Origin of the sequence: Rossellomorea sp. FS2, assembly GCF_047915635.1 — a bacterium.
Lineage (GTDB): Bacteria > Bacillota > Bacilli > Bacillales > Bacillaceae_B > Rossellomorea > Rossellomorea marisflavi_A.
The window spans coordinates 412756-439106 of sequence record NZ_JBLRVS010000004.1 but is presented as its reverse complement, the minus strand read 5'-3'; the positions used below and the strand labels follow the sequence as shown (position 1 = coordinate 439106).

The following is a 26351-nucleotide window of genomic DNA, read 5'->3' as shown; positions in this document are numbered from 1 at the left end:
GAAATATGTATGAAAAAATGTTCATTCCTGATCGTCGGTGTCATCCTGTTCCTGATGGGGTGCGGAAACAATGGAGACGAGACCATCGACAGTACGGACGCCGAATTCATCGCCATCGTCCAACTGGAGCAGGACCTTCACATCTATAATGAAACCGCCAGTGAGCCAATCAACATCAACGACCTCGAACTCCTCTCGAACGACACCGTCTTCAGCAGCTCCTCGAAAGCATGGGAAGTGTCGTTCAACTACAAAGACGGCCTCACCAATAAGACCGTCGCCACCAACGCCGTGGCCCAGTACAGTGTGGACCCGTCCGGGAAGATTACGGCGACGACGCATTCGTTTGAGTAGGGAAAAGACAGCCTGGGATGTAACACGGAGGCCATCGGTTAGCCTAGGGAGTGTTTAAATTGAAAAGGAATAATCTGAAGATGTTCACTCAAATCTCATCCTATATTGCACTAGCTATGGTGATTGTTCTGCCACTGTTCCTCATTCCGACCATTTCCGGCAATCATGTCGTTCCCATTATACGACCGTTATTACTCCTTACCTTCCTTCTTTCCGTGTTCGGCATACCACTGAGTATCGTTTCCATGTTCAGTAAAGAAAATTTAGCAAAGAGAATGATTGTTTTAATGATCAATGGATTGCCGCTCGGTATTCTTGTTTACGGTTTAATGATGGAATTCATCGATGAGTTTCTTAGGACTGCACCTTGATAGGATATATTCAAAGAATAGCTCCATTCATATGAATGGAGCTATTCTTTTTTTGATATGCATCTTACTCAACTGCAATTTCAAGTTTTGCAATAGGGAACGGAACCTTTTACGGGGAGTGGCTGTCTTTTTTATAGTAGAGAATGGCGCTTATACACGTCGAGCAGTTCTTCTACCGAGATTCCGTCTATGGTCATTCCCGATATATCACTGCCTGTAATTTGTACGTTTTTTAGATTGCTGTTCTTGATGATTGTACCTTGTAGTTCACAGCGTTCGAATGAGAGGGGGTCCTGCTTTTCTCCGAGACTCGTATCCATAAAACGGACGCCCCCCATCGTGACCAGCCTCATGCTGCTGTAGGAAAGATTCAGGTCGGCGTAAGAGGCATGGGTGAGATTGATATTCTTGAAGGTAGAATCACGGAGGTTGCAATTGCTGAAGTGCGTATTCATCAAATTGCTGTTGCAGAAGGAACTTCCCTGTAGTGTAACTTGATAGTACTCCGTGTGTTCCATCTTGCAGTCCTCATATTGGGTAAGGGATAGATCTTGCTGCTCCACGACGTTCCCGGCGGGGGATTGGCGCTTGATTCTCTTAATATAGCTATACTCGTCTTCTGTCTGAAATACAGCTTGATATCCCATCTTTTCGTAAAAATGATGGTTGTTCACTTGCCTGCTGGACGTCTCCAGATCCCACGTCCTCACGTCAGGGAATGTCTCTTCGATGAGACGGATGACCGTTGACCCGATGTTTTGTCCCTGCACGTCGGGATCGACAAATATGCGGTCAATCCTGCCGAAGGAGCTCCCCGTCAAAGTAAGGATTATCCCGCCCACTACTACATCATGAGCAATGATCTTGAAATAGATCAATTCTTCGATCATATAGTTCGTCATCTCGACCGAAGAATATCCAGGGGGCTGAATATTGTAATCGACGATCGAGTCATCAGATAGCCATCTCCGTGCTTCTTCATCAAAGGTTTTTTTCATGATATCGGTCAGCTTCTCAGCATCGGACCTTTCGGCTTTTTGAATGGTGATCACTTGCCATCACTCCTTTTACTATTAATCCCAATAATGAAACACGACCTCCCCAACAGTCTTCGGTTTCCAATAGGAAATCTGCGCCCGTTCCGCCCGGTTGAGGTGTTGAATCATCGGCGGTTTGATGGGTGTGTTCAGTTCACCAGCCTCCAACACGCTGTAGTACGGGGAAAACGCTTCTCTTAACAACATTCTGTCGACGAAGGAGATCCCACCGAACCCGATGGCATCGGCCATTGCAAGATAGGGGTAATGGTCATTGAGCAGCACAAAGAGCTCATCCCCATTCCATTTGATCCGGGCATAGGCGAAATTCGTTGAGACATCGACGGATTCGAATGCTAATACCCGGCCACCCGATTCAGCCGCGATGCTGTAGCAAAGCTTTTGAAATAGGGATAGATCCGTCAGGGGAGGTTCCCCAGACTGCGAATCGAAAAATCCGGTGACGCCGGTCGGAAGGATGATCATGGTTCAGGCTCCTTTCACTTCCCTCTTATTCTACCAGAAAATGGGGTGTGGGGAGTTGGTGATAAAGGGTGAAAGTTGGTAATAAAAGAATGGAGTTGAAAATAAACCGGCGGAGTTGACGATAAAAATTCCCTTCCAAAAAAAGTTGGTAATAAAATCTCGAAAGTTGAAAGTAAAAGTGAAAAAGTTGATAGAAAAAATTCAAAAGTCGGTAGAAAAACGGGAAGGAAGTTGTTTGGTGGAAAATAAAGGGTGTGATTTAAGCTCAAAACTCTCTATTTCAGACCAATGAAGCCTCATCTCCCCCCAATCCCACCAACTCAAAGTGATTTCACATACAAAAATGCCCCGATCCACTCCAATCCACTAGCCCATCACCCCCAAACCAACAAAAAAGGAGCCCCCATGACCAACCAAGGGGACTCCCACTAACTTCAGCTCTCTAATTCTTTTCTTCTAGTAAATTCTTCTTTGATCTCAGCGAGCACGTCACCGTCTGTGACCAGTCGCAAGGCCGTGAGCGCCAACCCTTTTGCTCCGAGGATCAGTGCTTCATCCCCTTTGGGCGATTTCGCTGCTTCGCGGAATTCATCCGTATGGGCGACGAGGCTTTCGGGTCCGATCTGGATATAAGGGTGGATCGTCGGGACGACCTGGCTGATGTTGCCGGCATCGGTGGAGCCGAGTCCGTTTCGCTCTTCGGTTGAAACATACTCGCCGAGTCGTTCAAGCTCTTCTTTGAAGACCGCGTCATACGTCCGGTTCAACACGAGATTATCCACTTCATTCTGGAAGGCGATGACGTTCAGCTTCGCCCCCGTTGCCAGGGCAGAGCCTTCTGCGATCGCCTTCACGCGGGCGGTCACTTCGCTGCAGGTCTTGCGGGTCGCAGCGCGGATGAAGAAGCGGGCTTTGGCGTATTCCGGTACGATGTTCGGCGCGTCGCCTCCATGGGTGATGATGCCGTGGATCCGGACGTCATCGGTCACGTGCTGGCGAAGGGCGTTGATCCCGTTGAACAGGCCGATGACCGCGTCCAATGCATTGATTCCGTGATGTGGGGATCCCGCGGCATGGGCGGGTTTCCCGATGTATTCAAAATCCAGGGGATCGACGGCAAGGGAGTTCGATGTGATCCTTGTGGAGTTCGCCGGGTGCACCATGAGAGCGGCGTCGATCCCTTCGAGGAGACCGTGCTTCACGAAGCTTCCCTTGGCACTGCCGTTCGGACCACCTTCCTCGGCCGGTGTCCCAAATAAAACGACTTCTCCGCCGGTTTCGTCGATCACCTTGCTGAGGGCGATGGCCGCCGATACGCTCGTCGTGCCGATGATGTTGTGTCCGCAGGCGTGACCGAGGCCGGGAAGGGCATCGTACTCGGCGAGGAATGCGATTGCCGGGCCGGGTTTAGCCGATTTCCGGCGGGCAAGGAGGGCGGTCTCATGTCCCGCCACCCCGCGTTCCACCGTGAATCCTTCCGACTCCAGAAGCTCTGCGTGGGTTTTTGAAGCGTAGAATTCCTCGTTGCCGATCTCAGGACGGTCGTGGATCGAATGACTAATGGCAATGTACTTTTCTTTATTTTCCTCAAGACTTGCGATGATTTGGTCTCTCAATGTGTCGACGACGGTACTCATGTCCATTCCTCCTCTGGGTTGTTTATTCTCCGATCTTGCTCAGTGGGACGAAGGTCGGAATCGTGCTTCCGTTGTATTCTTTTTTGATGAAGTCGGCTGTGTCTTCTTCCTGGTAGAGCTCGACGATTTTCTTGAGGGTTTTGTTGTCTTTGTCTTCTGTTCGTGCGGCGATGACATTGATGTAAGGTGTAGCCGTGTCATCTTCGTGGAAGATGGAATCCTTCACGGGGTTGAATCCGGCGTCGACGGCGATGCCATTGTTGATGATGGATGCAGCGACATCAGGCAGGACGCGCGGTGTTTGGCCGGCTACGACCGGAACAATCTCGATGTTCTTCGGATTCTTTTTGATTTTATCCAGTGATCCGTTTCCGTCGAAGTCTTCAGGCAGCTCGATGAGGCCCGCTTCTTGTAGGAGGAGGAAAGCTCTTCCCATGTTGGTTGCTTCGTTCGGCACGGCGATCTTGGCGCCATCCGGGATGTCGTCTACTGATTTATATTTCTCGGAGTAAAGGCCGAGGGGAGCGATGACGGTTGTTCCGATCGGCGTGAGATCGAGGTCATGCTCTTTCTTGAATTCGTTGAAGTAGGAAATCGTTTGGAATGCGTTGGCATCAAGCTCGCCTTCTTCAAGGGCCAAGTTCGGTTGGACGTAGTCGGAGAAGCGGACGATTTCAATATCGATGCCTTCCTTCTTCGCTTTCTTGGCGACGAAGTCCCAGATGCGGTTATCGGAACCGCTGACGCCGATCTTGACCTTCGTTTCGTCTTTGCTGGCGCTTGAGCTGCAGCCTACAGCAAACCCGCCGATTAGTAGAATGAGTGATAGAATGATCCATTTCTTCATGTTGTATCTCCTCGCTATCTTCTTCTGATTTTTTTCGATACGAAATTACCGGATGATTGCAGTCCCTGTACAAGGACGATGAGTATGGCGACGGTGATGACCATGACCCAGGTGTCAAAGCGCTGGTAGCCGTAGGTGATGGCGAGATCCCCGAGTCCGCCTCCGCCGATGGCGCCTGCCATGGCCGATGCCCCGACGAGTCCGACGGTGGCGATGGTGAGGCTGAGGACGAGGGAGCTGAGCGCTTCCGGGACGAGGAAGCGGAAGATGATCTGGGTGGATGTCGCCCCCATGGATTCCGCCGCCTCGATGACGCCTTTGTCGACTTCAAGGAGGGAGTTCTCAATCAATCGTGCAATATACGGTCCTGCATAGAAGACCAGTGGCACGACGGCCGCGGCCGTTCCGATCGATGTTCCCACAATCAAACGTGTGAGAGGGACGATCGCCACCATCAGGATGATGAACGGGACGGAACGGAAGATGTTCACGACCCCGTTCAGGATGGTGAATATAAAGGCATTCTCCCATAGATGACCCTTCCTCGTGATGACGAGGAGTACCCCGAGGGGCAGCCCGATCACGGTGGAGAAGAGGAGGGAGAAGCCGGTCATGACCAATGTTTCAATGAGTGCATCGATGATCTGCTGTGAATCAACTAGCATGTGGTGCGACCTCCTTCACGGTGACGTTTTCTCCGTTCATGACAAGCAGTGCACGGTTGATTTCGCTCTCGGAGCCGATGAGCTCGACGATGAGATGACCGAATGGTGTGCCCTGCAGCTCCGTAATATTTCCGAACAGCACGTTTACATCGAGGTCGAAGCGCTTCGCCACCTGGGACAGAAGCGGCTGACCTGATGAGGCGCCGACGAAGCGGATCTTGTAGATCCGTCCCGGTGCGTTTTCCTTCTGCACAAGCTCGAGGACCGATTCCGGGATGGAATCGTTCAGCACGGAGCTCACGAAGTTTGCCGCCGTCTCGGTCTGAGGGGAGGAGAAGACGTCGAATACGGATCCGGACTCGATGATCTTCCCGCCTTCGATGACCGCCACCCGGTCGCACACTTCCCGGATCACCGACATCTCATGGGTGATCATGAGGATCGTGATGTTGTACTCACGGTTGATCTTTTTCAGCAGCTTCAGGATCGAGCCCGTCGTCTGGGGATCGAGGGCCGATGTCGCCTCGTCGCACAGAAGGATCGACGGCTGCGTGGCAAGGGCACGGGCGATGCCGACGCGCTGCTTCTGACCGCCTGATAATTGATCTGGGTACTGGTTCGCTTTATCTTCAAGACCGACGAAGCTCAGCAGCTCTGTCACCCGCTTTTGGATCTCAGCCTTGGATTGCTTCGCGAGGATGAGGGGCATCGCCACATTGGCGAAGACCGTCTTGGAGTTCAGGAGGTTGAAGTGCTGGAACACCATCCCGATCTTCCGCTTCACCTCGCGCACGTCTTTCGGTGAAAGGGCCATGAGATCCTGGCCATCTACGATCACCTTCCCCGAGCTCAATCGCTCCAATCGGTTCACGGTGCGGATCAGCGTACTTTTCCCGGCGCCGCTGAATCCGATCACCCCGCATATTTCCCCCTGCTCAACCCGGAGGTCGATACCGTCGAGGGCGCGGACTTCCTTTCCGCCGCTGTCATACACTTTCGTGGCTCCTTTGAATTCAATCATGTTCGTCATGCCTCCTGGTGATTAAAATAAAAACCCTCTTCCCGAGGTCTCGAGAAGAGGGCATGGATTCACACGGAATCAATGGTTCCCTTCTCATCTCCCAGGCATGTTGCCTGCTGGAATTGGCACAGTACTTTGTGGAAAGTCTGCTGCCGAAGCGTCATCGGGCCAGTCCCTCAGCTTCTCTGGATAAGAAATTATGAAATTCAGGGTAAACAAAAGGCCCCTTCCTGAGACAGGAAGAGGCCGGAGATCCATAAGGAAAGAAAGATCCGTACTCTTCTCATCTCTCAGGCATCCGCCTGTTGGAGTTGGCACAGTGCTCAAGTGAGCCCGCTGCCGAGGTATCAAAGGGCCAAATCCCTCCACCTCTCGTGATAAGAAGTTCAATTTGTTTAACGTGAGCCTTATTCTACGCCGGACTTTTTCCTGCGTCAACACCCTCTGGCAGAAATGAGACTGGCTGGAAGAAGTGGAAATGGGGTGAAAATAGGTCCTTAGATACATATGTTATGTCGTGAAAACCCTTTATTTCGATTGGGTTTATCGGAAAAATGATTCTAACTCCTTAAAAATATATTTTTTTCGAAAATGGCGTTAAAGATAATAGTGTCCGTTCCATTTCGCTGCGATGGCTCGCTTTCCGCGGGGCGTGCGGTGAGCCGCATCGGCTGCGCCTGCTGGGTCTCACCTGCCCGCCATTCCCGCAGGAGTCGAGCCATCTCCGCTTCATTTCACTCATCTTTTCGAAGGGAGACCATAGCGCCTTTGTTAAATATGGGAAATAGTGATTGACATCTAGCCTCCTCCCCCGTAAAGTTATAATTGAAAATGATTCTCATTATCAAGAAACGAAAGGGGAACCACATGAAAAAAGCACCGTTCTTTACCATATTGATGGTCTGTCTGCTCTTGGCGGCGTGCAGCAGCGGAGAAACAAAAACGGATTCGTCCGAGGAGGAATCATCGACATTTACATATGAATCAGAGCAGGGACCGGTGGAGGTGCCGAAAGAGCCGAAGCGGATCGTCGCCCTCACCAATGGTCCGAATGTGATTTCCCTCGAAGGGAAGCTCGTCGGAATCGATGAGTGGACTGAGATGAACCCGCTCTTCACCGACAAGCTGAAAGATGTGGAAGTGGTGGGTGACGATCAGCTCGAGAAGATCATCGAGCTCGACCCGGACTTGATCATTGCCGGAAGTCAGACGAAGAACCTCGATAAGATGAAAGAGATTGCGCCGACCGTCGCTTTCACATGGGGGAAATTGAATTACATCGATCAACAGATCGAGATCGGCAAGCTGTTGAATAAGGAGAAAGAAGCGAAGGAATGGGCGGATGACTTCCAGGAGCGTGCCGCGACGATCGGGGAGGAGATCCGCAAGAAGATCGGCGACGACGCCACGGTATCCGTCATTGAAACCGGGCAAAAGGAACTCTATGTCTTCGGAAACAATTATGCCCGTGGTTCTGAGATTTTGTATCAGGCCATGAAGCTCAACATGCCGGAAGCCGTGAAGGATAACGCCTTGGAAACGGGTATTCACGTCATCTCGCCGGAAGCGGTAGGCGACTTCACCGGAGATTACCTCGTCCTGAGCAAGAATCCCGATGTGGACAATTCGTTCATGGAGACCGACACGTGGAAGAACATCCCGGCGGTGAAAAACGGTCATGTCATCGAGATCAACAGTAAGGAATCGACGTACAGTGATCCCGTGACGCTCGAGCATCTCTTGAAGGCATTCGAGGATGGTTTTTTAGGAGAGTAAGGGGCGGCGGGGGTCAATCCGTGACCCCTGCCGATTCCGGACGAAGAAAATGAAGCATGAAAGCGCCAAGGCCCAGCAACACCTGGCCAATACTGGCGATCAAGAGCTGTACCGATGGTAAGTACCATTCTCCCACGGATAGGGTGGCACCGATCGTCGCAATGAAAAGCAGGGCGCCCATGAACAGGGTCGAGAAGAAAATCTGCCGGTCATACCGGATGAACCCTCTGATTGCTACGACCGCATTGCCCAGTCCGAAAACGATCATGCCCACAATCGCCATAGCCATCCAGCTGTCAAAAGGCAGATCTCCTGCCCACTCTGGTGGGAAGGCCGCAAAGATCCCTTTACCTGACATCATGGAACCACCGAGATAAAAAGCACCCACGCTCAGGGCCGCATTGTACACATTCATAATGGTTTTCTTCAACATAAAGCATTCTCCTTTGTGAGAGACTCGCCACCGAAGGGAGTCTCTTTTTTTATGTTAAGGCATGGATGAAACCGTCCACTCGATCAATCCGGTCAAGAGGACCAGGAAGACCATGAAGGAACTGGAGACAATGATCGCCATATGGTTTGTTTTCGAATAGAGGACGAATCCTCCGGCGATCAAGAGGAGCCAGGCGACGATCCCGGCGAGTGAAAACAGGGCAGGCGAGTTGGCAATCCATAGGATCGTAATGATCAGGTGGAGTGCCACGAGCACCCAGGCAAAAAGTTTCATGCGGGTCAACGCTCCTTTACATACTGGTAACAAAATTGATGAAGACCACGAACATCAAGGTGACACCCGACAATGCGCCCACGGGGAAGGCAAAGCTCTTATTATGCCTTAGTTCATAAAGGCTGGCAGTCAGTCCTGCTGCGCATAGCACACCCCATATAGGATTGAAGATGGCCTCGGCCACTTCGTCGGAAAACCATTCATAGCCGCTTGAAAGCCAGAAAATCCAGTGAAGGACCAGGAGGCTCAAAACAATATAGGATAATTTCCTAGGAGGCCTGGTGTTTGTCTTCCTCACCATGAGCGCTGTCATGATGGAACCAAATACGATCAATCCAATCACCAACAAAAAAATAATTGTAAATCCGATGATGTCCACGTCCATTCCGATGAATTTGTACATGTAGAATCTTGGTAAATGATTTCTATGACATGATTGTATCGGATTATTTATTGTAAAACAATAAAAAGTTTTTCTTTTTCAATAATAATTTGTTGTTTACTCCGAATGTGGTCACCAAGAACAGGCAGCATGTGATATGAACCCACTATCTATGTCCGCTTATTGTGTGAGGAACACCTTATGCGGACATGGAGAGAAACTTTCGGTACGATCCAAAGGATACGCAGCATTTTTTTACTCATAAGGGGACTCCTTTCCTATAGAAAGATTGCAATTGAGAGTGAGAATTGTTATCATTTAGATGAGAGATAAGCAGATAAGGAGATACAATCATGACAAACATAGCTAAAACGATTCGCGAACGCCGCTCCATAAAAGCCGGCTACATTGATAAAGAAGTCACACAGGAAACGGTACTGAGCCTATTGGAGGATGCCGTCTGGGCACCGAATCACGGACTCCGTGAGCCGTGGCGATTCATCTTCGTACCGGCGGATGAGAAGGAAGGATTCGTAGAGGATCTCGTGAAAACCTTCCCGCCCGATATGAGGGAGAACCGCCGCAACTACTTCAGCCAGCCTGCGGCGATCCTTGTCGTCGTCATGACCGAAGACCCCCGTCAGAAGCAGTGGGACGAGAACTTCGGAGCCATCGGTGCCATGATCCAAAACTTCCAGCTCCTCGCCTGGGAACAGCAGCTCGGAGTTGTGTGGAAAACGAATCCTCATATTTATGATCCGAAGGTCCATGAATTGCTCGGCGTCGAAAAGGGCGAGAAAATCGCCGGATTCCTGCACCTCGGCTACTTTGATGAGGTTCCGCCGGCGAAGAAGAGGACACCGATTGAAGACAAGTTTTCCGTTTACGGGAAATGATGATGGAGAAGGGCTCACCGGAGTCCTTCTTTTTTTCTGGGATGAATAAGACAATCCGCATCCGTCATATCCTTTGAAAAAAACAGGTGTGTGATCATAGGGATGAAAGCTAAGCATCAAGTGATCTTCTGCGCCATCCACAGTTCGAGCATCAAGAGATTCCTTCTCCTGGACTGCCTGGCGGGGACTGGTTTTTATTATCTGGGAAAAGTGCTGTCATCAAGTGCGTACGTTGGAGTGGCAGCTAGTGTCATTTGTACCGAGGGCATCAAACGATTGCTTCGAAGTAGATAAAAAGGCCAACGATTTGAGTGGATCTCAGATTGTTGGCCTTTTGTTTATAGTTTTTTGAATAAAAGCAGCTCACCGGATGAAATGAGTCCGATCGCCAAGAAGCATAAGAACACGTGGGACGAGGCTTCGTTGCTCGGTCCTTTATTCATGCAGGTGGATTGGTTGAGTATTCTTTAATGGGTGGGGTAGAGTGAATATGAAGAGAATGATCTGTAGAAAGGATGCTTACCATGAATGTTATTCAATTGTCTCCGCATGTCTATAAGTGCGTCTTTTCCATCAATGTCTCCGTGGAGATCCCGGTCAATGTGTGGCTGGTGAAAGATGGGGAGGATGTGTACATCATCGATACGGGCGTCGAATCCCATGTGGATGAACAAATCAAAGCGGCCGAATCACTCGGCACCCCTAAGGCAGTCCTGCTGACCCATGGGCACAGCGACCACATCAAAGGGGCCGGTGAGTGGCTGAAGGCGTACGACATCCCCATCTATGCCCATGAGGTGGAACTGCCCTTCATCAACGGGGAAAAGCCCTACCCGAATAAGCAGGCGCCTGAACAGAATGCAGTCGCAGGTATCGTGAAGCCGCTGACGGATGACATCCTTGCCACCATTCCCGTCAGTGCCTACTTGACACCGGGTCATGCTCCGGGACATGTCGTCTACTACCATGAAGAGGACAAGGTGCTCATGACAGGGGACCTCTTTATCACCAGCAGGGAAGACCTGCATCCCCCGATCCGGAAATTCAGTGTCGATATGAACGAAAACATCGACAGCGGCGCCATCATCGACGACCTCAAGCCCGCATTGATCAGCTCATCCCATGGTGAGGAGATCGAGTATCATGAAGATCTGTATAAGAAATATGTGCTTCGATATAGGGATTAACGACAGAGAACCTTCTTCCGGTTGATTGGGAGGAGGTTTTTTTATTTTTATATGCCTATTATGCGAACGGAATTCAATTTCAGGGGTGAATTCCATATCAATAATGTGCTAGATTCTAGTGCCAGGCTTTTTATTACTAGTAAAACCCAATAAATGTTTATTTAGGTATAAAATATGGTAAAGAACAAAGATGATATTGGGAAAAAAGTACTGTCAATGCATCCTAAGTTGAGTTGAATTTCCTATTACCTCAGACTATACCATTTGGTACCATTTAGCATAGGGAGAAATTGTCTATTTATGAAAGGGGATGAATCTTCTGTCCTATTTATCTTTGTTACAGCAACAGGTTGCACAAAAACGTGAACAGCTTAGGCGACTCCAGTCGACCATCAGGGAATTGGATGATACCCAAAGTGAATTTATACATAGTCAGAAAAGAGTGGATGATCCCGAATTATCACCGGCAGTGTGGAAAGGGAACCTTGCAAACGAATTCAGTGACATTCGGGAGAACATGATGACGAGCTATAGGGATATGGCTCAAAATCAATTAAGTGAATCGATACAACTAATGGAAAGTAAATGTCAATCGCTTCAATACGAAATCAATTCTTTGGAAGCAGACATCACGCGTGAAAAAGCGGATCTTGAACGGAAGCGCAATGAAAAAAAGTGAGAGTACTGATAGCTAAACAAATGGGCTGGGAGTGATGAGGGTGAAGGTACTGGATGCGAGTGCTCTTCATGAAGGTATTGAAAAGCAGAGCAGTAAGTTTAAAGAACAGCAAGAAAGCATTGAAAAGCTAAAAAGTGAAATTGATAATCTCGTCAACTTAAATGACGCATTCAAAGGAGAAGCAGGAGATTCCATCCGTGCCTTCTATAAAGATTTTCACGGAAAGTTCTTAACTTACTATACTTCGACTCTTGAAAATTATGTGAAAGTATTAAAAAATGTTAAAGAGGCCACAACGGAATTGGAATCTGATCCATCCGGGTATATTAGTGAATCATTCCTATCGAATGACCTTACCAATGGTCTGGACAATGGAAGGAATTTAACCGTCGGATTAGTGAACGATGCCAATTCATCCATAAGCAGTGTCAATGATATCCTCCATGCTCCTACAATCCAAGATGATCGTTTTTTAAGCTACCATCAACAAGCTCAGAAAGAGATCAAGGATACGGTTGAAAAACTGAATAAGTATGATTCGACACAGTCTAAGAGCTTTGATTCTGTGGAGGAAGATATTCAGTTGATGGAGAGGGTTATTGATGATATAAGTGAAAGATTTAATAATGGGAGCCTTGAAGTAAGGAATTACAATTACAAAGATCTGTTAAAGTCGAAAGACTATAAGGAATTGGCTACGAACCAAATACAAAGACAAGCATCGGAAGTTGTGAATAAAATTCTTTCTCCCCTTGATACAATTAACGAAGGTTTGGGATGGGGAGACAATTTACTACTTGGATATCATACACTTTCAATTATGTCCACTAGCCTCTTTGCATCGAAGATAAAGGTCAATTATTTTAAAGGTAAACCGTCTTTGTGGAACAAGCTTAAGGGCAACTATGAATTTAGTATAAAGATGGATGATTCTTGGACAAGCAAATCTAAGCATAGTTCTAAAATCGCAAAAAAAATTCTGGATTTTAAGCGTGCTCCTTCACCGTCCAACCCCCTGTTAAAAATGGCCCATAAATTTGTTGATTCGTATAATAGTCCTTCAGATTTATATAAAAATGTTGCTGGATTCCCTAAAAACTCTAATAGAATTAAGGGATCTGATCTATTAAAAAGTATTAAGAATCGTGTTGAAACTTCAACGAAAGATCTCGCGGACCTGGCAGCTAAGTCCAGTAAGTATACAAGAGTAGCAAAAACCGTTCCGGTCGTAGGAAACATCGTATCATTTACTTCAAATTTAAGTGAATTTACATCTGAAGAAAATGCTAATAAAGGAATGGCTGAGAAAACAGGTCGCTTTATTGGTGGGACACTTACCGATGCAGTAGCTGTAGGTACGGGTGTGAAGATTGGTGCTACGATTGGTAGTGTTGGTGGGCCAGTTGGCATTGTAGTGGGTGGTGCTGTAGGCGGACTAGTGGGAGGTATCGTTAGCAGTAAATATGGAGACAAAATTAAAGACTTTACAGGAGATGTTGCTAAAAAAACATGGGATAAAGTTAAAAATAGTAAGGCTGCAAAAAAGGTAGGGAAATTAAAAGACTCCGTTGTAAGCTGGTTTAAATAGTTTCATACATTGCGTAAAGGGGAATAAACTTGGCACTTTACACAGCAGTAGAGTTTTTGAAAATATTAATTATTGCAATATTAGCCGCACAGTTCTCATACGGATGTGCTATTTTACTTTTTGAAAAGACAATGTTAGATTTTTATGAGATTTCAATTTTTGAACCGCCCAAGAATATAGTCCAAAAAATCACCAATGCATTTCAAAGGGTAACCATTGGTTCTGGGTACTACGTTTACACTAAAATAGGCAAATACAATTGGTTTGTCAGAAAAATACTGTACTTATTTATATTAATTGTACAAGGGATCTTATCAATCCTTCTATTCCAAATTATTGCTTTAATTTTTGAAATTCTTGTTCCGGTTCCATTATAAAAAATGTAAGGGGTGTGAGTAAAATATGGATCATGTACTAACGTGTACATCAGAAGAGTTGGCATTGATGGTTAGCGTTGCTGGATATGACAGTGTGGCAAAAGGAATTGCTGAAGCGGCCGTTGGGGAGAAAAGTGAGCAAGAGTGGGTTGCCGTAATGGAAGCTACGAGCAAGCATCTGATCATGAAAAGAATATTTGATGAAGAAAGAGAAGCACGAGGGGAAAATCCTCTAACAGAGGATATGCTAGGATTTCTCCAAAAATATGTAGAATCGAAGCGTATGATCCGATGTTCAAATGCACCAATGAAGTCAGTTTTGATGATACACCATTTCGAGGGTGAAGACTGGTTACTCCATTTGATTGATCGAGATATCATCCATGAGTTTTCAATCATCAAGGCGCAGCAGATACATACCTATATGAGGGAGTATTACGGAATCAAAAATCTTGATACGAGTATATCGCACTCGTTTACTCTAACCGAGAAGAATTTTGATCGCCTCAGCAAACCTGATAAGCTGAAGAAAGTGTTGAAAAGTTCGACGTTTACAAAAGAGGAAGAAGAAAGCTTTCATTTGTTTGTAGAAGATTTAGAACGTTTCCAATGGTCGCTGTTCAATATTTCAAATTTTAATATCGTGACCGTAGAAGATGAGGTCTATCTTGAAAACATACTGTTCTTCTTACCATCAACCGAAGGAATCTGGCTTACAGAATATCAGGACGATTCGGATACTGTCTATTTTCATTTAGCAGATGATAAGGAATGGGAAGAGATGTTGGAAGGAATTGGGGAGCTGGCTTCTCAATTAGTGAAGAATTCTTAAATATAAAAGAAGCCCTTTTAAAAGGGCTTCTTTTATTTGTGTCTTGATTAATGTTTGGCTGTTTAGATCCTATATGGTTTATGGTCTATTGGATTTAATTGTCACATACGTTCCATAAATCGTTAGAATTACCGCCACTATGATCCAAAACGTCAATTTTCTCACCCCAACTTATCAAAAGAAAATATAGGTAAGAACATTGTATCAGCATGTTGGGTGTAAGACATGAACTAATAGTAGTGAAATGTAGATGGGCCTACCTAGTTTTTAATGTTTTTCATGGTTTTAATTGTGTCGGATACTTGGTTATGATGAATAAAGTTGAGAAGAAATTGGGTAAGAATATATTCTTTTTATACCCTCTTAACGATTCGATTTCACCGTCACATAAATACTGAAAATAGTCAGTATCACCATAACCACAAGCCAAAAACCTTCAGTAAACATTCCAATCACCTCTAATATACGTCGTTGGGATTCTTATAAATGCTTTCTATGATGATCTGATAGGCTTTCCCTGAAAGGTTCACTCCACAATCGATTCCACCGTCTCGAACACCCCGACCCAGGCTTTTGTCCGGTCCGCTTCCGTCGGATCATCGGGCAAGTAATAGCTCCAACCCTTTGAGTCACGTTCAGCCGTTCCGTTCCAATACCCCTGAATAAATCCGGCGCTGTTTCTTTTGGCCGTATCAAGGGTCGATTCTTCATTGGTGAAGGCCCACAGGCCGATATCATCCGCCTCGGAGAAGAAGACGGGGATGTCGATGGAGTTGAAGAAAGGGGTAAAGGTTTTCTTTGCTGCTTCTTCAAATTCGCTTTTCATGACAATGATGGCGTCGTACTCCAGTTGGTCTTTGTTTGCCAGGTTCTGCATGGAGTAGGTGTGATAGGTGACCCCGGGGAAGTCTGCGGGTCCGTCTTCCCCGACAACGGCGATATTCAGAGGCTTTCCTTCGTATTGCAGGACGGTCTGTTTTTCCTCTTTTTCTTCCTTTTCCTCTGGCTTATCGGCGGATTCCGAACACCCGCCGATGATAAGCATGGCCAATAGCATGAGAGTCAATGGTCGGCGAATGACGTTCATTGTTTACCCTTCCTCGAAGAATTTGCCGCGATGACCCCGGCGATGATGGGGATACAGATGATGAGCCACGTCCAATAACTCATATAGCATTCCTCCTTTTCTGTGTTTATCCTTGTTAACACAAGTACCCATTTCTGGTAAGTATTATGACGAATGTAGCGCAATTCTTCCACATTCGATTTTATTTTTTACCTCTGCCTACAATCATCGGTGCTGTATTTAGTAGGATGGAAACAATGACAAGAACCCATAAGGCCTTTTCCATACCGGGTACCACATCCTCGAGGGCTGACCAGTCTCCCGCTTTTACCCACTGCGAGACGAGACTGTACTCTGCACACATCGTCAATGCGGTGAATGATAGCCCCAGTGCCATGGCGAGTGTGTGATTCTTTCCAGAGAAATAGAGGAAAAGATTTAATACCGTTGCTGCGATTGCGAAAAGTCCTAATATAATCCACATGGTGAATCCTCCGTTGGTCTCTTTTTACAGTCCATCTTACTATATCATATATTTCTTTATTTGGAATTAGTTGGATTTAAAAGTGTGTGTTTGATAGAATGATAGGTACGATGTTAAATAGATTGAATACTTAAAATATGGAGGTCATTATGCTTATCACACTCATCGTCATTGCATCTCTCTACGCACTTCTTCACCTTTTAACAGGATCGGTCCAGCTCTTCAAGGGCGATATACCGGTTCAGAACGCCGTGCTGTTCGTGGCCGGAAGCTTATGCATGGCCGTTTATCTCGTCTTCTTCACGAATACCCTGGGAGCACTGGCGTTACTTGCGGCAGGGTTTCTTGTGATTCAGCTCGGGGCCATCCTGAATGGGAAATTCATGAATGGAAAGGTGACATTCAGCCATCAGCTTGTCCGCTTCGTTCTCATGCTTGTGGTGGTGGGTGGATTCGGACTGGTGGTATGACCTCAAAGAAGTATGACCTACTGCTTGGTTTGCATCCTTGATTTTGGGATAATTTACATATAAGTGGATTCTGTGTTTGGGAGATCCGTAGAAAAAGGACCACGGAAAGGATGTTGAGGATGTCACAAGCGGAAATCGTCTATCGTTATAGGAATACGAGTGATGCGCCGGTGAAGATCTGGCTGTCTGCCGCACCGGGTACGGAGGGGGTGACCTTCAGTCATGAACCGGACGAGCGGACCGTACATCCCTTCCTGGGGGAGCAATTTTACTTTGAACTGGATGGAAAGGAAGAGCTTACGTATACGGCCACCTATGATTATCAATGGGGAAAAGGGATTGGTGATGACGAGAGGGAGTACTTTCTAAGGGATTGTCAGCTGATTCCTGTGAATGAGGAGATTCGGGAAAGGGTGCTTGCCATGATGAGTGGGGAATTGGAGCCCCGTCAGCAAGCGAAGCGAATCTTTGATCATATTGTAGAAGAATACAAGTATTCGGCCAGGATCAAGGAGAGGGGATTCGAAGCTTGCACAACGAGTAAGAAAGGGGACTGTGGAGAGCTCTCGGCCGTGTTTGCGTCTTACTGCCGTTCCATCGGGATCCCGTGCAGGATGATGGTCGGGGCATTCCGGGGAAGGCACCAGCTCCATGCGTGGAACGAGGTCTACTTGGAGGAGTCGGGATGGATGCCTGTCGATGTTTCCCTGCCCATGTACACATTTTTCCGCAATCCGCTTGCCAATATAGGGTCGGTGGTGAAATGGGGTGCCCTTCGGAACAGGGAGCGATATTTCGGCGAAGTGGAGAAGGGAAGGGTCGTTTTTTCCATGGATCCCGAGAGTGAGATGCATCCTGCTTATCGCGATGAACATCCTGCTTCTGACGATATGGTCTTTCCTGTCGTTGGTGAACCCTTTGCATGGGGGTTTGAATCGATGGAAGGCAGGGCTCCTTACATGCAGCCGATCTACCCACAGCTCCACCCGGCATTTGAAAAGGTAAAGGCGAAAAACGTCTTGGGTCATACCAGGGTCACCCCCTCCAATCGGCTGGACCATTATTCCATGCGTATTAAGATTTACTCGTTCTCCATAGGCGCGATCCTTGTGTATATCTCTCTCATGTTGAACATATGGAATATCGACACGCACATCACCTTCGAGAAATGGTTGGAGGGTGGTACGAGTCTGTTATTCGGAATATTCGGTGTTCTGACCTTGGCCAGAAGGGAATTCAACATTCCGATCCTCGTCCTTTCCCTTCTCTTTTCATTCAGTATCTTGAGCTTTTTAACTTGAGTTCACAGATGCATCTTGGACGTCTTCGGCACGAGTCCGTGGATGCCCCTCTGCGGGAAAGGACGTGGAGTCAATCTCCACGTCCTTTTCTTAATCCACGATCACCGACCGCACCCGCTTTAAAAACTCCCGGATGACCCGGGACAATCCATTATTGGCGTTATAAAAATACCCGAAGGAATACGTTTTGTAATAAGGCGGGGCGAAGTTCACGAGGACGTATTCGTCGCTTCTGGATAATCCTGCGTCGGTGCGGAAGGCGTAGTCGAAGCCGATGTTGATGGCCGTGTTCGTCTCGAGGGCGAGTCGGATCGTGTCGACGTTGTTGGTGGTGAACAGGATGTCGAAGGGGAGGGAGCTGAAGCCCTTCATGAATTCCTGGATGTACTTGTCATTGTACAGGACGATGGGCTGGCCGATGAGCATGTCCTGGGTGATGAGGGTTTCTTTTGCAAGGGGGGAGTGCTTGTTGACGGCTGCCACCATATGACCGTCGACGAGCTTTTTGAAAACGAGATTGCGGTATCGCTTTTCTTCTTTTTCCGTATAGGTGATGAAGCCGACGTCGACTTCGCCTTCAAGGACGCGGTCGATGATGAATTCGGTACTGTTTTCATAGACGGACGCCTTGACGTTCGGGTATTCCCGCTTCAGCTCCGTGATGACGCGCACGAGGATCTCCATTGGGCCGGGATACGTGGCGACCTTGATTTCGCCGTTCATGGTTTCCGTGTAGGTTTCGACTTCATCCATGAAATCCTGGAGCTTCAAGAGGACGACCTGGGCTTTTTCGATGAGCCGGCGTCCTTCCTCGGTCGGGATCGATCCCCTTCTGGAGCGATGGAAGATGGGGATGTTGAGTTCTTTTTCCAGCTGTTTGATCGACTGGCTGAGGGCAGGGAGGGTGATGTGGAGTTGATCTGCCGCTGCCTTCAGGGAGCCGGTTTTTCCGATTTCGACAATGTACTTCAACTGTTCGATCGTCATAATAAACCTCTTTTTAGTTACGTTCTGCTTAACAAACGTTAATATTAACTAAATTTAACATAAGTGTCGTTCGTTGTATACTGAGGGTGTAGACAAGACAGAAGGAGATGGCACATGATGAAAGCACTAAGATGGCATGACCAGAAAGACATTCGTTTGGAAGAAATCGAAGAACCGGTGACAGGTGCCGGTCAGGTGAAAATGAAAGTGAAATGGTGTGGAATCTGCGGTAGTGATCTTCATGAATACTTGGGCGGACCGATCTTCATCCCGGTCGATGAGCCCCATCCTCTTACGGGCGAAAAAGCGCCTGTCACCCTCGGACATGAGTTCTCCGGTGAAGTCGTGGAAGTCGGAGAAGGCGTGAGCAATTACAAAGTAGGCGACCGCGTCGTCGTGGAACCGATCTTTGCCACACATGGTCACCAAGGCGCTTATAATCTCGATGAGCAAATGGGCTTCCTCGGACTTGCAGGCGGTGGCGGCGGCTTGAGTGAATACGTGGCTGTCGATGAAGAGCTACTCTTCAAGCTTCCCGATGACCTATCCTACGAACAGGGCGCACTCGTGGAACCGTCTGCCGTGGCCCTATACGCGGTACGCTCAAGTAAAGTAAAGGCAGGGGATAAAGTCGCGGTGTTCGGATGCGGGCCGATCGGGCTTCTTGTGATCGAAGCATTGAAAGCCGCTGGTGCAACCGATATCTATGCCGTCGAGCTTTCTCCTGAGAGACAAGCCAAGGCAGAAGAACTGGGAGCCATTGTCGTCAACCCGGCCGAAGTGGACGATACCGTGGCGGAAATCAGCCGCCTCACCGGTGGAGGTGTCGATGTATCCTTCGAAGTGACAGGGGTACCGGTCGTCCTTCGCCAAGCAATCCAGTCAACAGGGATCGGCGGCGAAACGATCATCGTCTCCATCTGGGAACAGGGAGCGGAAATCCTGCCGAATGACATCGTCATCAAGGAACGGACCGTCAAAGGCATAATCGGTTACCGCGACGTGTATCCGGCCGTCCTTTCCCTCATGCAAAAAGGCTACTTCTCAGCAGACAAACTCGTCACCAAACGGATTCCCCTCGATGACGTCATCGAAGAAGGCTTCCAGAGTCTGATCAAGGAGAAAAATCAGGTGAAGATTTTGGTGCAATCGGAACAATAGAAATGAATTGGAAAACTGGTAAGTAACGGGTACTCTAAAAATGTATAAACCAAAGGGATACCCCATTATATGATGGGGTATCCCTTTTCAGCTAATGCAAAAAACCTCCCCATTCCTATCTCCACAAATCTCCACAAAAGTAATAGTGAGAAGAAAAACCGCTAAGCAGAAGAATTGGAAAAATAATGATCAGCATCTCGCGCTACTAGTATAAGCATGTTTTAGTCCATTCGAGACTATGTTATGTTGTATCAAGAGTTAAACTATAACACTGCAAGGAAAGTTAAGGATGACCATGAAGAGCAGGGATGTTAAAATTTTGACCTTTGAAGGTAACAAATGTATAAAAGGGTTTTACCCCTAGGTGTCAGTTAATAAAATTATAAGTTCTAATTTACTTGTCAATCAACAAACATTTATTCTTTTTTGAACTCCTGGATTCTTTTATTTTCAAGTTCTGCAACGTAAATATTTCCTTTAACGTCCACTGCAATATCATGGGGAATCTTTAGTTCCCCTTCTTTGCTTCCCCATGTTCCGAAACGTTCTAGTACAGTTCCCTGTTTGTCCAGAATAATAATTTGACTTGTCAACTTGTCCTTTGCGCCGTTTAATGAATCCCCACCGTCCACAACGTATATTTTTCCATCGCTACCGACTTCGACACCATATGGTCTACCAATTTCAGGATTATCCCAACGGTCGACATAGCGACCGTTTTTATCAAACACCTGTATTCTGGCATTGTTACGGTCCGCGACATATATTTTACCATCACTGTCACTAGTAATTCCGTGTGGTAAGTTGAATTCTCCAGGTTTGCTTCCAAGCTTATTTTTTTGCCATTCCAATTCTCCATCCTTATCAAACTTTGCTATTCTTCGGTTTCTGTAGCCATCTGAGACGACGAATGACCCGTCATCCATGACCGTTACATCTGTTGGTCGTGCAAATGTGTACTCATTCATAAAAACAGGAAAGTTCGGTAGCTTGTTCCGGATGCGAAGACTCCATTCCATACCAACTCTGTAATCTTCTCCGAATGTTTTAATAAGCTTTCCTTCCTTATCAAATTTGTATAGTTTGTTTAAAGATACGTCAGTCACCCAAATGTTATCCTTGCTGTCTATTTCAAGGCCATGTGGGGATTTAAATAAACCTTCTCCCCACATTTGTTTTACTTTCTTTGTTTTTCCGTCCAGAACGACTATCGTCGGTTCCTCAATGTAGTTGTTTCCGCTATACTCTCCACTAGCCCGGTGAAAATAATAAATATCTCCTTTAGAGTTTACCGCCACACCGCTTGCTTCACCAGCTGTATTTTTATCAACAAGTGTTTTCGGCCATAGGATTTCAGGTGTATATGTTTCTGGTTCTGAAATTTCAACAGGTTTCTTTTTATATATGACTTCAGAATCGCCTTGCCTTAACCAAATGATTAGACCGCTTATAACAAGAGAGGTAGCCAGAAAAACTTTTAACTTACTCATAATCTTTTCCTCCAATATGAACGATTTTACTAATCAATAGTATATGAAGTTTATGGTTAAAAAAACGGGCGTGAGATTGGAATTGAATAGGTCTTGAGCCGTAGAAAAAATTTAACTTTGAAAGACTGATAAGAATCTTTGTCCATAGATGTTTTTTTGGTTTTGAGATACAAACTTCCAAAATGGAGGAATTGAATGTAAGCAATTTTTGAATACAGGCAACTGGAGTAATTTAAGCTCGGATTCTAGCAATAAGTGAGTTTTCTTTTCTTCGAAATCTAGACTTAATTTAGTTTCCTCTGTTAGTTTCTATCGACGGTACCAACTTTAATTTAGCATAAATCTTCTAGTGAATTATTGGGAAAATGAAGCTCTTCTCTAATCCTGGTTTATGTGTCTGATGTTTGTGGCTAGTGGGAATTGGCAAGAACATTTAACAATTATTGAAACTTATTCCATCCTGAACTGGTATACTAGTGAATTAATAACCCAGTAGAAAGGAAGGATCCCCATGCAATTGACGATCCATACGGCAGATAAGGATGCGAGAGTCATCTCCCATCTGCTTGCGAAGAACCCGGCGAACCTCTACGAGCGTAGTCAGAACGGGCATCTCGTCAGGATGTTCTTCAGCACGTTCAGTGAGGATGAGGTGGAAGTGACCTTCTTCGTGACACCCGACCCGATCGAACTGTCGAGGGACGGTTCGGAGAAGTATGACATCACTTCCTACATCAATGACCGCGAATTTTCCGTGAGCAGCATCTTCTGTACGTTCCTGCGCACGGCCCTCGGCACGGCCCTGAACGGCAAACCGAAGGAAGCCTACACGGAGTGGGTGGATCATGCCTTCCCGTTCACGTTCGAGTTCGGCCCCCTCGCATCCTCCCTGTCGGACGGGGCGATCACCGAGCTGTTCGAGCCTCTTGGATTTGCCGTGGGGATCGACCGGAGCGAAGGGGAACCGGCCGCCAGGTTCATCACACTGAAAGGGAGAACGACCCTCCAACTAGGACTGAGGCAGCTGTTCGTCCTCATCCCGGTCCTTGATCAGTACAAGCACTACTATATCGATGAAAAGGAAATCGACAAGATTGAGAGATACGGGGAAGGGTGGCTCGATGATCACCCGAAACGCGCATTCATCCTGCAGCGGGCCCTCCGCTTCAAGGATGTATACCGCCATGTTCTTCCTGAGGAAGGGAAAGGAAAGTCGGAGCCGGCCAAACCGAGACTCAATGATACCCGGTATGAGTCGATCATTCACGTGGTCAAAGGACTACGAACGAAATCGAGCGTGGTCGACATGGGCTCAGGGGAAGGAAAGCTGGCCGCACGCCTCGGGTTTGTTCCCGGAATAGAAGAGATCCTTGCTGTCGAGCCTTCGGAGCAGGCCGTCCTGAAGGCGTTGAAGCGTTTCGAGAAAGCGGAAAGTCAGCCGGGTTTCCTGAAACCAACAAACGTGATGGGGTCGCTATTCTATTATGATGAGCGCCTCCGGAATAAGGATGTGATCATCCTGTGCGAAGTGATCGAGCATATCGATGAACACCGCCTGCCGAAGATCATGGAGACGATCCTTGGTGCCTACAGACCGCGCACCCTCCTGATCACGACGCCAAACGCCGAGTACAACCGGGTGTACGACATGGGGGAAGGATACCGCCACCCCGATCACCGGTTCGAATGGACCCGGGAAGAGTTCCAGACCTGGTGCCGGAATATGGACGGGGATCAAGCGTATGACATCACCCATCAGGGAATCGGTGATGACCATGACAGCTATGGTCAGCCGACGCAGTTTGCCATTTTCACACGAAAGGAGGAATCATGATGAAGATTGTGATCCCATATGCCGGCATCATACTCCTCATGGGGCCATCCAACAGCGGCAAGACGACGCTCTTGCGCGAGCTGGTCGAGGAGGATATCCTGGCACCATCCGAGATCGTGAGTTCCGATGAGTTCAGGAAGCTCGTCGGAGACGTGGAGTTCATCGATTGGAAGGACAGGCCGAAGGAAGAAGCCGATGCGCTGTATGAACAGTACCAGCAGATCTCCAAGGAAGCGTTCGGGATGATGAATGCCGTGATTGGGGCACGCTGCCGCATGAACAAGCTGACCTTCGTCGATGCCACCCATCTGCATCCCGATGACCGGAAGCGATACATCGCCATGGGGAAGGAGAACCACGTTCCCGTCGTGGCCCTCATCCTTGATACCGATCAGGATCAACTCCTTGAGCGTGATCTCCATAGGGACAACCCCCGTGGGAAACGCCGCATCAAGCAGCAGTACCAGGTTTTCAAGAGGGAGAAGCGCTTCGTGAAGAAAGAAGGCTACCGCGCTGTCTATACGGTCCGTCCTTCTGATTCCGTCGAGTGGATCCGGGGAGCCAATCCGCTGGAATTTGATGTAGGAAAGGGAGTGGACATCATCGGGGACGTCCACGGATGCTTTGATGAACTGATCGAGCTCCTCGTGAAACTCGGCTATGAGGAAAATGAAGAAGGGCTCTACATCCATCCCGACGGGCGAATATTCCTTTCCCTCGGTGATATCATGAGCCGGGGTCCGAAGTCTTTTGAGGCGATGACCTTTTTCCACAGGCACGTAGACCGGGGGCTTGCCCATATGATCGACAGCAATCACGGATGGAAGATCGCGCGCTACCTTGGGGGCAGGAACGTCACCTTGAGCCACGGAGATGAGTGGATCGCGGAAACGCTTGAGCGTTACGAAGCGGAGCACGGGGAAGAGGCGGCCAATGAGCTAAAAGAAACATGGCGTAGCTTCCTGTTAAGGGCCCCTTCCCATCTTGTGTTGAAGCAAAACGCGGTACCGGTCGCAGTGTGTGCCCATGCCGGTATAAAGGATGAATTCATCGGCAAGCAGTCCCATGCAGTCAGCGACTTCTGCCGATACGGGGATACAGATGGCTTCCATGAGGACGGGCGCCCGGTGAGGAAGGATTGGACCGTTCATCATCGGAACAGCCTCTTAATCCTATGGGGGCATGATCCGAAGCCTAAGCCCCTCATGATGAACAACACCCTGAATATCGATCAAGGCGTGGTGTTCGGAGGAGAGCTAACGGCCTACCGGTATCCGGAGCGGACGCTGCTGTCAGTGAAGGGAAGAGAGGACTATTCAGGACACGATTCGAATCCTCTGGAAGAGCTGGCGAAAAAACGACTCAATCCACCGAATATCGCCAGGTTTCTGAATGGCTACAGCGTGCAGACGGAGACGTACGGGGAAGTGGCCATCCCGAAGGCACAGATTATCCCGACGATTGACGCCGTCTCCCATTTCACGGTCCCGGTCGAAGAACTCATCTACATCCCGCCGACCATGAGCCCGACTCCAAAAGCATCGACGGTCGACGGGTTCCTTGAACACCCGCAGGACGCCATCGATTACTACCGGAGTCTTGGCATCAACCGGATGGTGGCTGAGAAGAAGCATATGGGCAGCAGGGGGATCCTGCTCTTATTCAAGGACGAGGAAGCCGGGGAGCGTGTCATAGGAAGACGAACCTTAGGCGTTATGTACACGCGGACGGGTAGGCGTTTCTTCCAGGAAGAGGTGGAGGATCGTGTCCTTTATGCCCTTCATGAAGATCTTGTGAAGGGTGGATATTTCTCGCGGTACGAGACCGACTATGTGCTCCTCGATGCCGAGATCATGCCGTGGAACTTGAAGGCGAAGGAACTGATCCATCGACAATACGCCCATGTGGCGGAGCAGGCGCTCATGGACCGGAAGAAGCTGACCGGCAAGCTCGCGGAGGCCGTCGGGGAGCATGAAGGAATCAAGGCCTGGCTTGGGGAGTATGAGGAGAAGCTTGAAAACGCCGGCGTATTCAAGGGTGTCTATGAAACGTACTGCTGGGACGTCGAGGATCTCGGCGACATCCAGATCGCCCCGTTCCACGTCCTTGCCCACAGCGGGGAAACGTTCTTCAATCAGCCTCATACGTGGCATATGGAGAAGAACCGGGAGTTTGCGCGCTTCAGCAATTTATTTGTGGAGACCGAGTACAAGATCATCGATGGTGAGGCCTCGGAACAGGACGTGATCGAATGGTGGCTCGAGATGACGGCAGACGGGCATGAAGGCATCGTCATCAAGCCGGAAATCTTCCTTACCAGATCGAAAGGAAAGCTCGTTCAACCGGCGATCAAGGTGAGGGGGCAGAAGTACCTTCATATCATCTACGGCATGGATTACAGGGAGCCGGAAAACCTTGACCGATTGAGGAAGCGGAATGTGTCCAAAAAGCAGAAGCTTGCCCTTCGGCAGTTCGCACTCGGCCTCGAAGGAGTCAGGCGCTTCGTTGACGGGGAAAGCATCGAACGCATCCACGAGTGCGCCCTTGGGACACTCGCCAGCAATGCCGATCCTGTAGATCCGAGACTATGAATAACGAAAGAGAAGCCCTATCCTGTGTGAGGAAGGGCTTTTCCGTGTCTTCCCCCTTGCCAAGAACCACTGCTGGACATACTATAAAGGGATGAACGAATAGAG

At 48.1% G+C, this 26351-nt stretch carries 29 protein-coding genes and 2 riboswitches; of the genes, 16 read left to right on the top strand and 13 right to left on the bottom strand.

The features are described 5' to 3' along the window. The first annotated feature begins 9 nt into the window (after positions 1-9). Entirely contained in the window at positions 10-354 is a 345-nt protein-coding gene (locus ACNA6I_RS12965; protein WP_063190857.1) for a hypothetical protein, read from the top strand. An 80-nt stretch (positions 355-434) separates the two neighbouring features. Continuing rightward, the gene (locus tag ACNA6I_RS12960) at positions 435-725 is read left to right on the top strand and encodes a 2-acyl-glycerophospho-ethanolamine acyltransferase (RefSeq protein WP_416313454.1); all 291 of its coding nucleotides are present in this window, start codon (positions 435-437) and stop codon (positions 723-725) included. 131 nt (positions 726-856) lie between these two features. Here ACNA6I_RS12960 and ACNA6I_RS12955 read toward each other — a convergent pair whose 3' ends face one another. Then, on the bottom strand, positions 857-1723 hold the full coding sequence (locus ACNA6I_RS12955; RefSeq protein ID WP_416313764.1) for a GNAT family N-acetyltransferase: 867 nt from the start codon (positions 1721-1723) through the stop codon (positions 857-859). Between the two features lie 75 nt (positions 1724-1798). Next, positions 1799-2248: a hypothetical protein gene (locus tag ACNA6I_RS12950; RefSeq protein WP_416313453.1), complete on the bottom strand. Its 450-nt coding sequence runs from the start codon at positions 2246-2248 to the stop codon at positions 1799-1801. A 166-nt stretch (positions 2249-2414) separates the two neighbouring features. Between ACNA6I_RS12950 and ACNA6I_RS12945 the strand changes: the two genes are divergently transcribed. Then, complete coding sequence (locus ACNA6I_RS12945; protein ID WP_416313452.1) at positions 2415-2540, top strand: hypothetical protein; 126 nt, start codon at positions 2415-2417, stop codon at positions 2538-2540. A 142-nt stretch (positions 2541-2682) separates the two neighbouring features. On the opposite strand, the gene ACNA6I_RS12940 is transcribed toward ACNA6I_RS12945, so the two are convergent. The 4 genes from ACNA6I_RS12940 to ACNA6I_RS12925 are packed head-to-tail and all read right to left on the bottom strand — an operon-like array spanning position 2683 to position 6418. After that, positions 2683-3885: a M20 family metallopeptidase gene (locus ACNA6I_RS12940; RefSeq protein WP_416313451.1), complete on the bottom strand. Its 1203-nt coding sequence runs from the start codon at positions 3883-3885 to the stop codon at positions 2683-2685. Between the two features lie 22 nt (positions 3886-3907). Further along, the gene (locus ACNA6I_RS12935) at positions 3908-4732 is read right to left on the bottom strand and encodes a MetQ/NlpA family ABC transporter substrate-binding protein (RefSeq protein WP_367023834.1); all 825 of its coding nucleotides are present in this window, start codon (positions 4730-4732) and stop codon (positions 3908-3910) included. Between the two features lie 14 nt (positions 4733-4746). Further along, on the bottom strand, positions 4747-5397 hold the full coding sequence (locus ACNA6I_RS12930) for a methionine ABC transporter permease (protein ID WP_048005662.1): 651 nt from the start codon (positions 5395-5397) through the stop codon (positions 4747-4749). Then, entirely contained in the window at positions 5387-6418 is a 1032-nt protein-coding gene (locus tag ACNA6I_RS12925; RefSeq protein WP_251401650.1) for a methionine ABC transporter ATP-binding protein, read from the bottom strand. Before ACNA6I_RS12925 ends, ACNA6I_RS12930 begins: the two co-directional genes overlap by 11 nt. Before the next feature lie 90 nt (positions 6419-6508). Next, positions 6509-6614: riboswitch (SAM riboswitch) on the bottom strand. Positions 6615-6698: 84 nt separating this feature from the next. Continuing rightward, a riboswitch (SAM riboswitch) is annotated at positions 6699-6802 on the bottom strand. A gap of 483 nt (positions 6803-7285) precedes the next feature. Between ACNA6I_RS12925 and ACNA6I_RS12920 the strand changes: the two genes are divergently transcribed. Further along, positions 7286-8194 carry an iron-hydroxamate ABC transporter substrate-binding protein gene (locus ACNA6I_RS12920; RefSeq protein ID WP_159642292.1) on the top strand — a complete coding sequence of 303 codons (909 nt, stop codon included), beginning with the start codon at positions 7286-7288 and terminating at the stop codon, positions 8192-8194. Positions 8195-8207: 13 nt separating this feature from the next. On the opposite strand, the gene ACNA6I_RS12915 is transcribed toward ACNA6I_RS12920, so the two are convergent. The 3 genes from ACNA6I_RS12915 to ACNA6I_RS12905 are packed head-to-tail and all read right to left on the bottom strand — an operon-like array spanning position 8208 to position 9324. Further along, positions 8208-8627: a hypothetical protein gene (locus ACNA6I_RS12915; protein ID WP_367023836.1), complete on the bottom strand. Its 420-nt coding sequence runs from the start codon at positions 8625-8627 to the stop codon at positions 8208-8210. Between the two features lie 54 nt (positions 8628-8681). Continuing rightward, a complete protein-coding gene (locus ACNA6I_RS12910) occupies positions 8682-8921 on the bottom strand; it encodes a hypothetical protein (RefSeq protein ID WP_416313450.1) in 240 nt (79 codons plus the stop codon). 16 nt (positions 8922-8937) lie between these two features. Further along, a complete protein-coding gene (locus ACNA6I_RS12905) occupies positions 8938-9324 on the bottom strand; it encodes a hypothetical protein (protein WP_416313449.1) in 387 nt (128 codons plus the stop codon). 332 nt (positions 9325-9656) lie between these two features. On the opposite strand from ACNA6I_RS12905, the gene ACNA6I_RS12900 reads away from it, so the two are divergent. From ACNA6I_RS12900 to ACNA6I_RS12870, 7 genes are all read left to right on the top strand, one after another. Next, positions 9657-10199 (top strand): nitroreductase, encoded by a 543-nt coding sequence (locus ACNA6I_RS12900; RefSeq protein ID WP_416313448.1) that lies wholly within the window; start codon positions 9657-9659, stop codon positions 10197-10199. 102 nt (positions 10200-10301) lie between these two features. Further along, on the top strand, positions 10302-10493 hold the full coding sequence (locus ACNA6I_RS12895) for a hypothetical protein (protein ID WP_416313447.1): 192 nt from the start codon (positions 10302-10304) through the stop codon (positions 10491-10493). A gap of 230 nt (positions 10494-10723) precedes the next feature. Continuing rightward, complete coding sequence (locus ACNA6I_RS12890) at positions 10724-11386, top strand: MBL fold metallo-hydrolase (RefSeq protein ID WP_416313446.1); 663 nt, start codon at positions 10724-10726, stop codon at positions 11384-11386. 310 nt (positions 11387-11696) lie between these two features. After that, the gene (locus tag ACNA6I_RS12885) at positions 11697-12065 is read left to right on the top strand and encodes a YwqH-like family protein (RefSeq protein ID WP_375540496.1); all 369 of its coding nucleotides are present in this window, start codon (positions 11697-11699) and stop codon (positions 12063-12065) included. A gap of 40 nt (positions 12066-12105) precedes the next feature. After that, positions 12106-13653, top strand: a complete 1548-nt coding sequence (locus tag ACNA6I_RS12880; RefSeq protein ID WP_367259227.1) for an LXG domain-containing protein — start codon at positions 12106-12108, stop codon at positions 13651-13653. A 29-nt stretch (positions 13654-13682) separates the two neighbouring features. Then, a complete protein-coding gene (locus ACNA6I_RS12875) occupies positions 13683-14030 on the top strand; it encodes a hypothetical protein (protein WP_416313445.1) in 348 nt (115 codons plus the stop codon). Positions 14031-14055: 25 nt separating this feature from the next. Next, the gene (locus ACNA6I_RS12870; protein WP_048013712.1) at positions 14056-14862 is read left to right on the top strand and encodes a hypothetical protein; all 807 of its coding nucleotides are present in this window, start codon (positions 14056-14058) and stop codon (positions 14860-14862) included. 526 nt (positions 14863-15388) lie between these two features. Here the strand turns inward: ACNA6I_RS12870 and ACNA6I_RS12865 are convergent. Both ACNA6I_RS12865 and ACNA6I_RS12860 read right to left on the bottom strand, forming a co-directional pair. Continuing rightward, a complete protein-coding gene (locus ACNA6I_RS12865; protein ID WP_416313444.1) occupies positions 15389-15949 on the bottom strand; it encodes a hypothetical protein in 561 nt (186 codons plus the stop codon). Positions 15950-16130: 181 nt separating this feature from the next. Beyond that, positions 16131-16412: a hypothetical protein gene (locus ACNA6I_RS12860; protein WP_416313443.1), complete on the bottom strand. Its 282-nt coding sequence runs from the start codon at positions 16410-16412 to the stop codon at positions 16131-16133. Positions 16413-16561: 149 nt separating this feature from the next. Here ACNA6I_RS12860 and ACNA6I_RS12855 point away from each other — a divergent pair, with 149 nt between their 5' ends. Both ACNA6I_RS12855 and ACNA6I_RS12850 read left to right on the top strand, forming a co-directional pair. Next, entirely contained in the window at positions 16562-16882 is a 321-nt protein-coding gene (locus tag ACNA6I_RS12855) for a hypothetical protein (RefSeq protein ID WP_053428359.1), read from the top strand. 119 nt (positions 16883-17001) lie between these two features. Then, positions 17002-18183, top strand: a complete 1182-nt coding sequence (locus ACNA6I_RS12850) for a transglutaminase-like domain-containing protein (RefSeq protein WP_416313442.1) — start codon at positions 17002-17004, stop codon at positions 18181-18183. 90 nt (positions 18184-18273) lie between these two features. Here ACNA6I_RS12850 and ACNA6I_RS12845 read toward each other — a convergent pair whose 3' ends face one another. After that, the gene (locus tag ACNA6I_RS12845) at positions 18274-19170 is read right to left on the bottom strand and encodes a LysR family transcriptional regulator (RefSeq protein ID WP_048005327.1); all 897 of its coding nucleotides are present in this window, start codon (positions 19168-19170) and stop codon (positions 18274-18276) included. 117 nt (positions 19171-19287) lie between these two features. Between ACNA6I_RS12845 and ACNA6I_RS12840 the strand changes: the two genes are divergently transcribed. Beyond that, positions 19288-20331, top strand: a complete 1044-nt coding sequence (locus ACNA6I_RS12840; RefSeq protein ID WP_416313763.1) for a 2,3-butanediol dehydrogenase — start codon at positions 19288-19290, stop codon at positions 20329-20331. 416 nt (positions 20332-20747) lie between these two features. Here ACNA6I_RS12840 and ACNA6I_RS12835 read toward each other — a convergent pair whose 3' ends face one another. After that, a complete protein-coding gene (locus tag ACNA6I_RS12835; RefSeq protein ID WP_416313441.1) occupies positions 20748-21821 on the bottom strand; it encodes a peptidyl-alpha-hydroxyglycine alpha-amidating lyase family protein in 1074 nt (357 codons plus the stop codon). 511 nt (positions 21822-22332) lie between these two features. Between ACNA6I_RS12835 and ACNA6I_RS12830 the strand changes: the two genes are divergently transcribed. Both ACNA6I_RS12830 and ACNA6I_RS12825 read left to right on the top strand, forming a co-directional pair. Then, complete coding sequence (locus tag ACNA6I_RS12830) at positions 22333-23655, top strand: methyltransferase domain-containing protein (protein WP_416313440.1); 1323 nt, start codon at positions 22333-22335, stop codon at positions 23653-23655. Next, positions 23652-26246, top strand: coding sequence for a polynucleotide kinase-phosphatase (locus ACNA6I_RS12825; protein ID WP_416313439.1), 2595 nt, complete (start codon positions 23652-23654; stop codon positions 26244-26246). The genes ACNA6I_RS12830 and ACNA6I_RS12825 overlap by 4 nt, the downstream gene beginning before the upstream one ends. Positions 26247-26351 lie beyond the last annotated feature (105 nt).

What these genes read in the sequence shown, in the direction of transcription:
- ACNA6I_RS12965 (WP_063190857.1), top strand. Translation starts at nt 10, where the DNA reads ATGAAAAAATGTTCATTCCTGATCGTCGGTGTCATCCTGTTCCTGATG.
- ACNA6I_RS12960 (WP_416313454.1), top strand. Translation starts at nt 435, where the DNA reads ATGTTCACTCAAATCTCATCCTATATTGCACTAGCTATGGTGATTGTT.
- ACNA6I_RS12955 (WP_416313764.1), bottom strand. Translation starts at nt 1,723, where the DNA reads ATGAAAAAAACCTTTGATGAAGAAGCACGGAGATGGCTATCTGATGAC.
- ACNA6I_RS12950 (WP_416313453.1), bottom strand. Translation starts at nt 2,248, where the DNA reads ATGATCATCCTTCCGACCGGCGTCACCGGATTTTTCGATTCGCAGTCT.
- ACNA6I_RS12940 (WP_416313451.1), bottom strand. Translation starts at nt 3,885, where the DNA reads ATGAGTACCGTCGTCGACACATTGAGAGACCAAATCATCGCAAGTCTT.
- ACNA6I_RS12935 (WP_367023834.1), bottom strand. Translation starts at nt 4,732, where the DNA reads ATGAAGAAATGGATCATTCTATCACTCATTCTACTAATCGGCGGGTTT.
- ACNA6I_RS12930 (WP_048005662.1), bottom strand. Translation starts at nt 5,397, where the DNA reads ATGCTAGTTGATTCACAGCAGATCATCGATGCACTCATTGAAACATTG.
- ACNA6I_RS12925 (WP_251401650.1), bottom strand. Translation starts at nt 6,418, where the DNA reads ATGATTGAATTCAAAGGAGCCACGAAAGTGTATGACAGCGGCGGAAAG.
- ACNA6I_RS12920 (WP_159642292.1), top strand. Translation starts at nt 7,286, where the DNA reads ATGAAAAAAGCACCGTTCTTTACCATATTGATGGTCTGTCTGCTCTTG.
- ACNA6I_RS12915 (WP_367023836.1), bottom strand. Translation starts at nt 8,627, where the DNA reads ATGTTGAAGAAAACCATTATGAATGTGTACAATGCGGCCCTGAGCGTG.
- ACNA6I_RS12910 (WP_416313450.1), bottom strand. Translation starts at nt 8,921, where the DNA reads ATGAAACTTTTTGCCTGGGTGCTCGTGGCACTCCACCTGATCATTACG.
- ACNA6I_RS12905 (WP_416313449.1), bottom strand. Translation starts at nt 9,324, where the DNA reads ATGTACAAATTCATCGGAATGGACGTGGACATCATCGGATTTACAATT.
- ACNA6I_RS12900 (WP_416313448.1), top strand. Translation starts at nt 9,657, where the DNA reads ATGACAAACATAGCTAAAACGATTCGCGAACGCCGCTCCATAAAAGCC.
- ACNA6I_RS12895 (WP_416313447.1), top strand. Translation starts at nt 10,302, where the DNA reads ATGAAAGCTAAGCATCAAGTGATCTTCTGCGCCATCCACAGTTCGAGC.
- ACNA6I_RS12890 (WP_416313446.1), top strand. Translation starts at nt 10,724, where the DNA reads ATGAATGTTATTCAATTGTCTCCGCATGTCTATAAGTGCGTCTTTTCC.
- ACNA6I_RS12885 (WP_375540496.1), top strand. Translation starts at nt 11,697, where the DNA reads ATGAATCTTCTGTCCTATTTATCTTTGTTACAGCAACAGGTTGCACAA.
- ACNA6I_RS12870 (WP_048013712.1), top strand. Translation starts at nt 14,056, where the DNA reads ATGGATCATGTACTAACGTGTACATCAGAAGAGTTGGCATTGATGGTT.
- ACNA6I_RS12865 (WP_416313444.1), bottom strand. Translation starts at nt 15,949, where the DNA reads ATGAACGTCATTCGCCGACCATTGACTCTCATGCTATTGGCCATGCTT.
- ACNA6I_RS12860 (WP_416313443.1), bottom strand. Translation starts at nt 16,412, where the DNA reads ATGTGGATTATATTAGGACTTTTCGCAATCGCAGCAACGGTATTAAAT.
- ACNA6I_RS12855 (WP_053428359.1), top strand. Translation starts at nt 16,562, where the DNA reads ATGCTTATCACACTCATCGTCATTGCATCTCTCTACGCACTTCTTCAC.
- ACNA6I_RS12850 (WP_416313442.1), top strand. Translation starts at nt 17,002, where the DNA reads ATGTCACAAGCGGAAATCGTCTATCGTTATAGGAATACGAGTGATGCG.
- ACNA6I_RS12845 (WP_048005327.1), bottom strand. Translation starts at nt 19,170, where the DNA reads ATGACGATCGAACAGTTGAAGTACATTGTCGAAATCGGAAAAACCGGC.
- ACNA6I_RS12840 (WP_416313763.1), top strand. Translation starts at nt 19,288, where the DNA reads ATGAAAGCACTAAGATGGCATGACCAGAAAGACATTCGTTTGGAAGAA.
- ACNA6I_RS12835 (WP_416313441.1), bottom strand. Translation starts at nt 21,821, where the DNA reads ATGAGTAAGTTAAAAGTTTTTCTGGCTACCTCTCTTGTTATAAGCGGT.
- ACNA6I_RS12830 (WP_416313440.1), top strand. Translation starts at nt 22,333, where the DNA reads ATGCAATTGACGATCCATACGGCAGATAAGGATGCGAGAGTCATCTCC.
- ACNA6I_RS12825 (WP_416313439.1), top strand. Translation starts at nt 23,652, where the DNA reads ATGATGAAGATTGTGATCCCATATGCCGGCATCATACTCCTCATGGGG.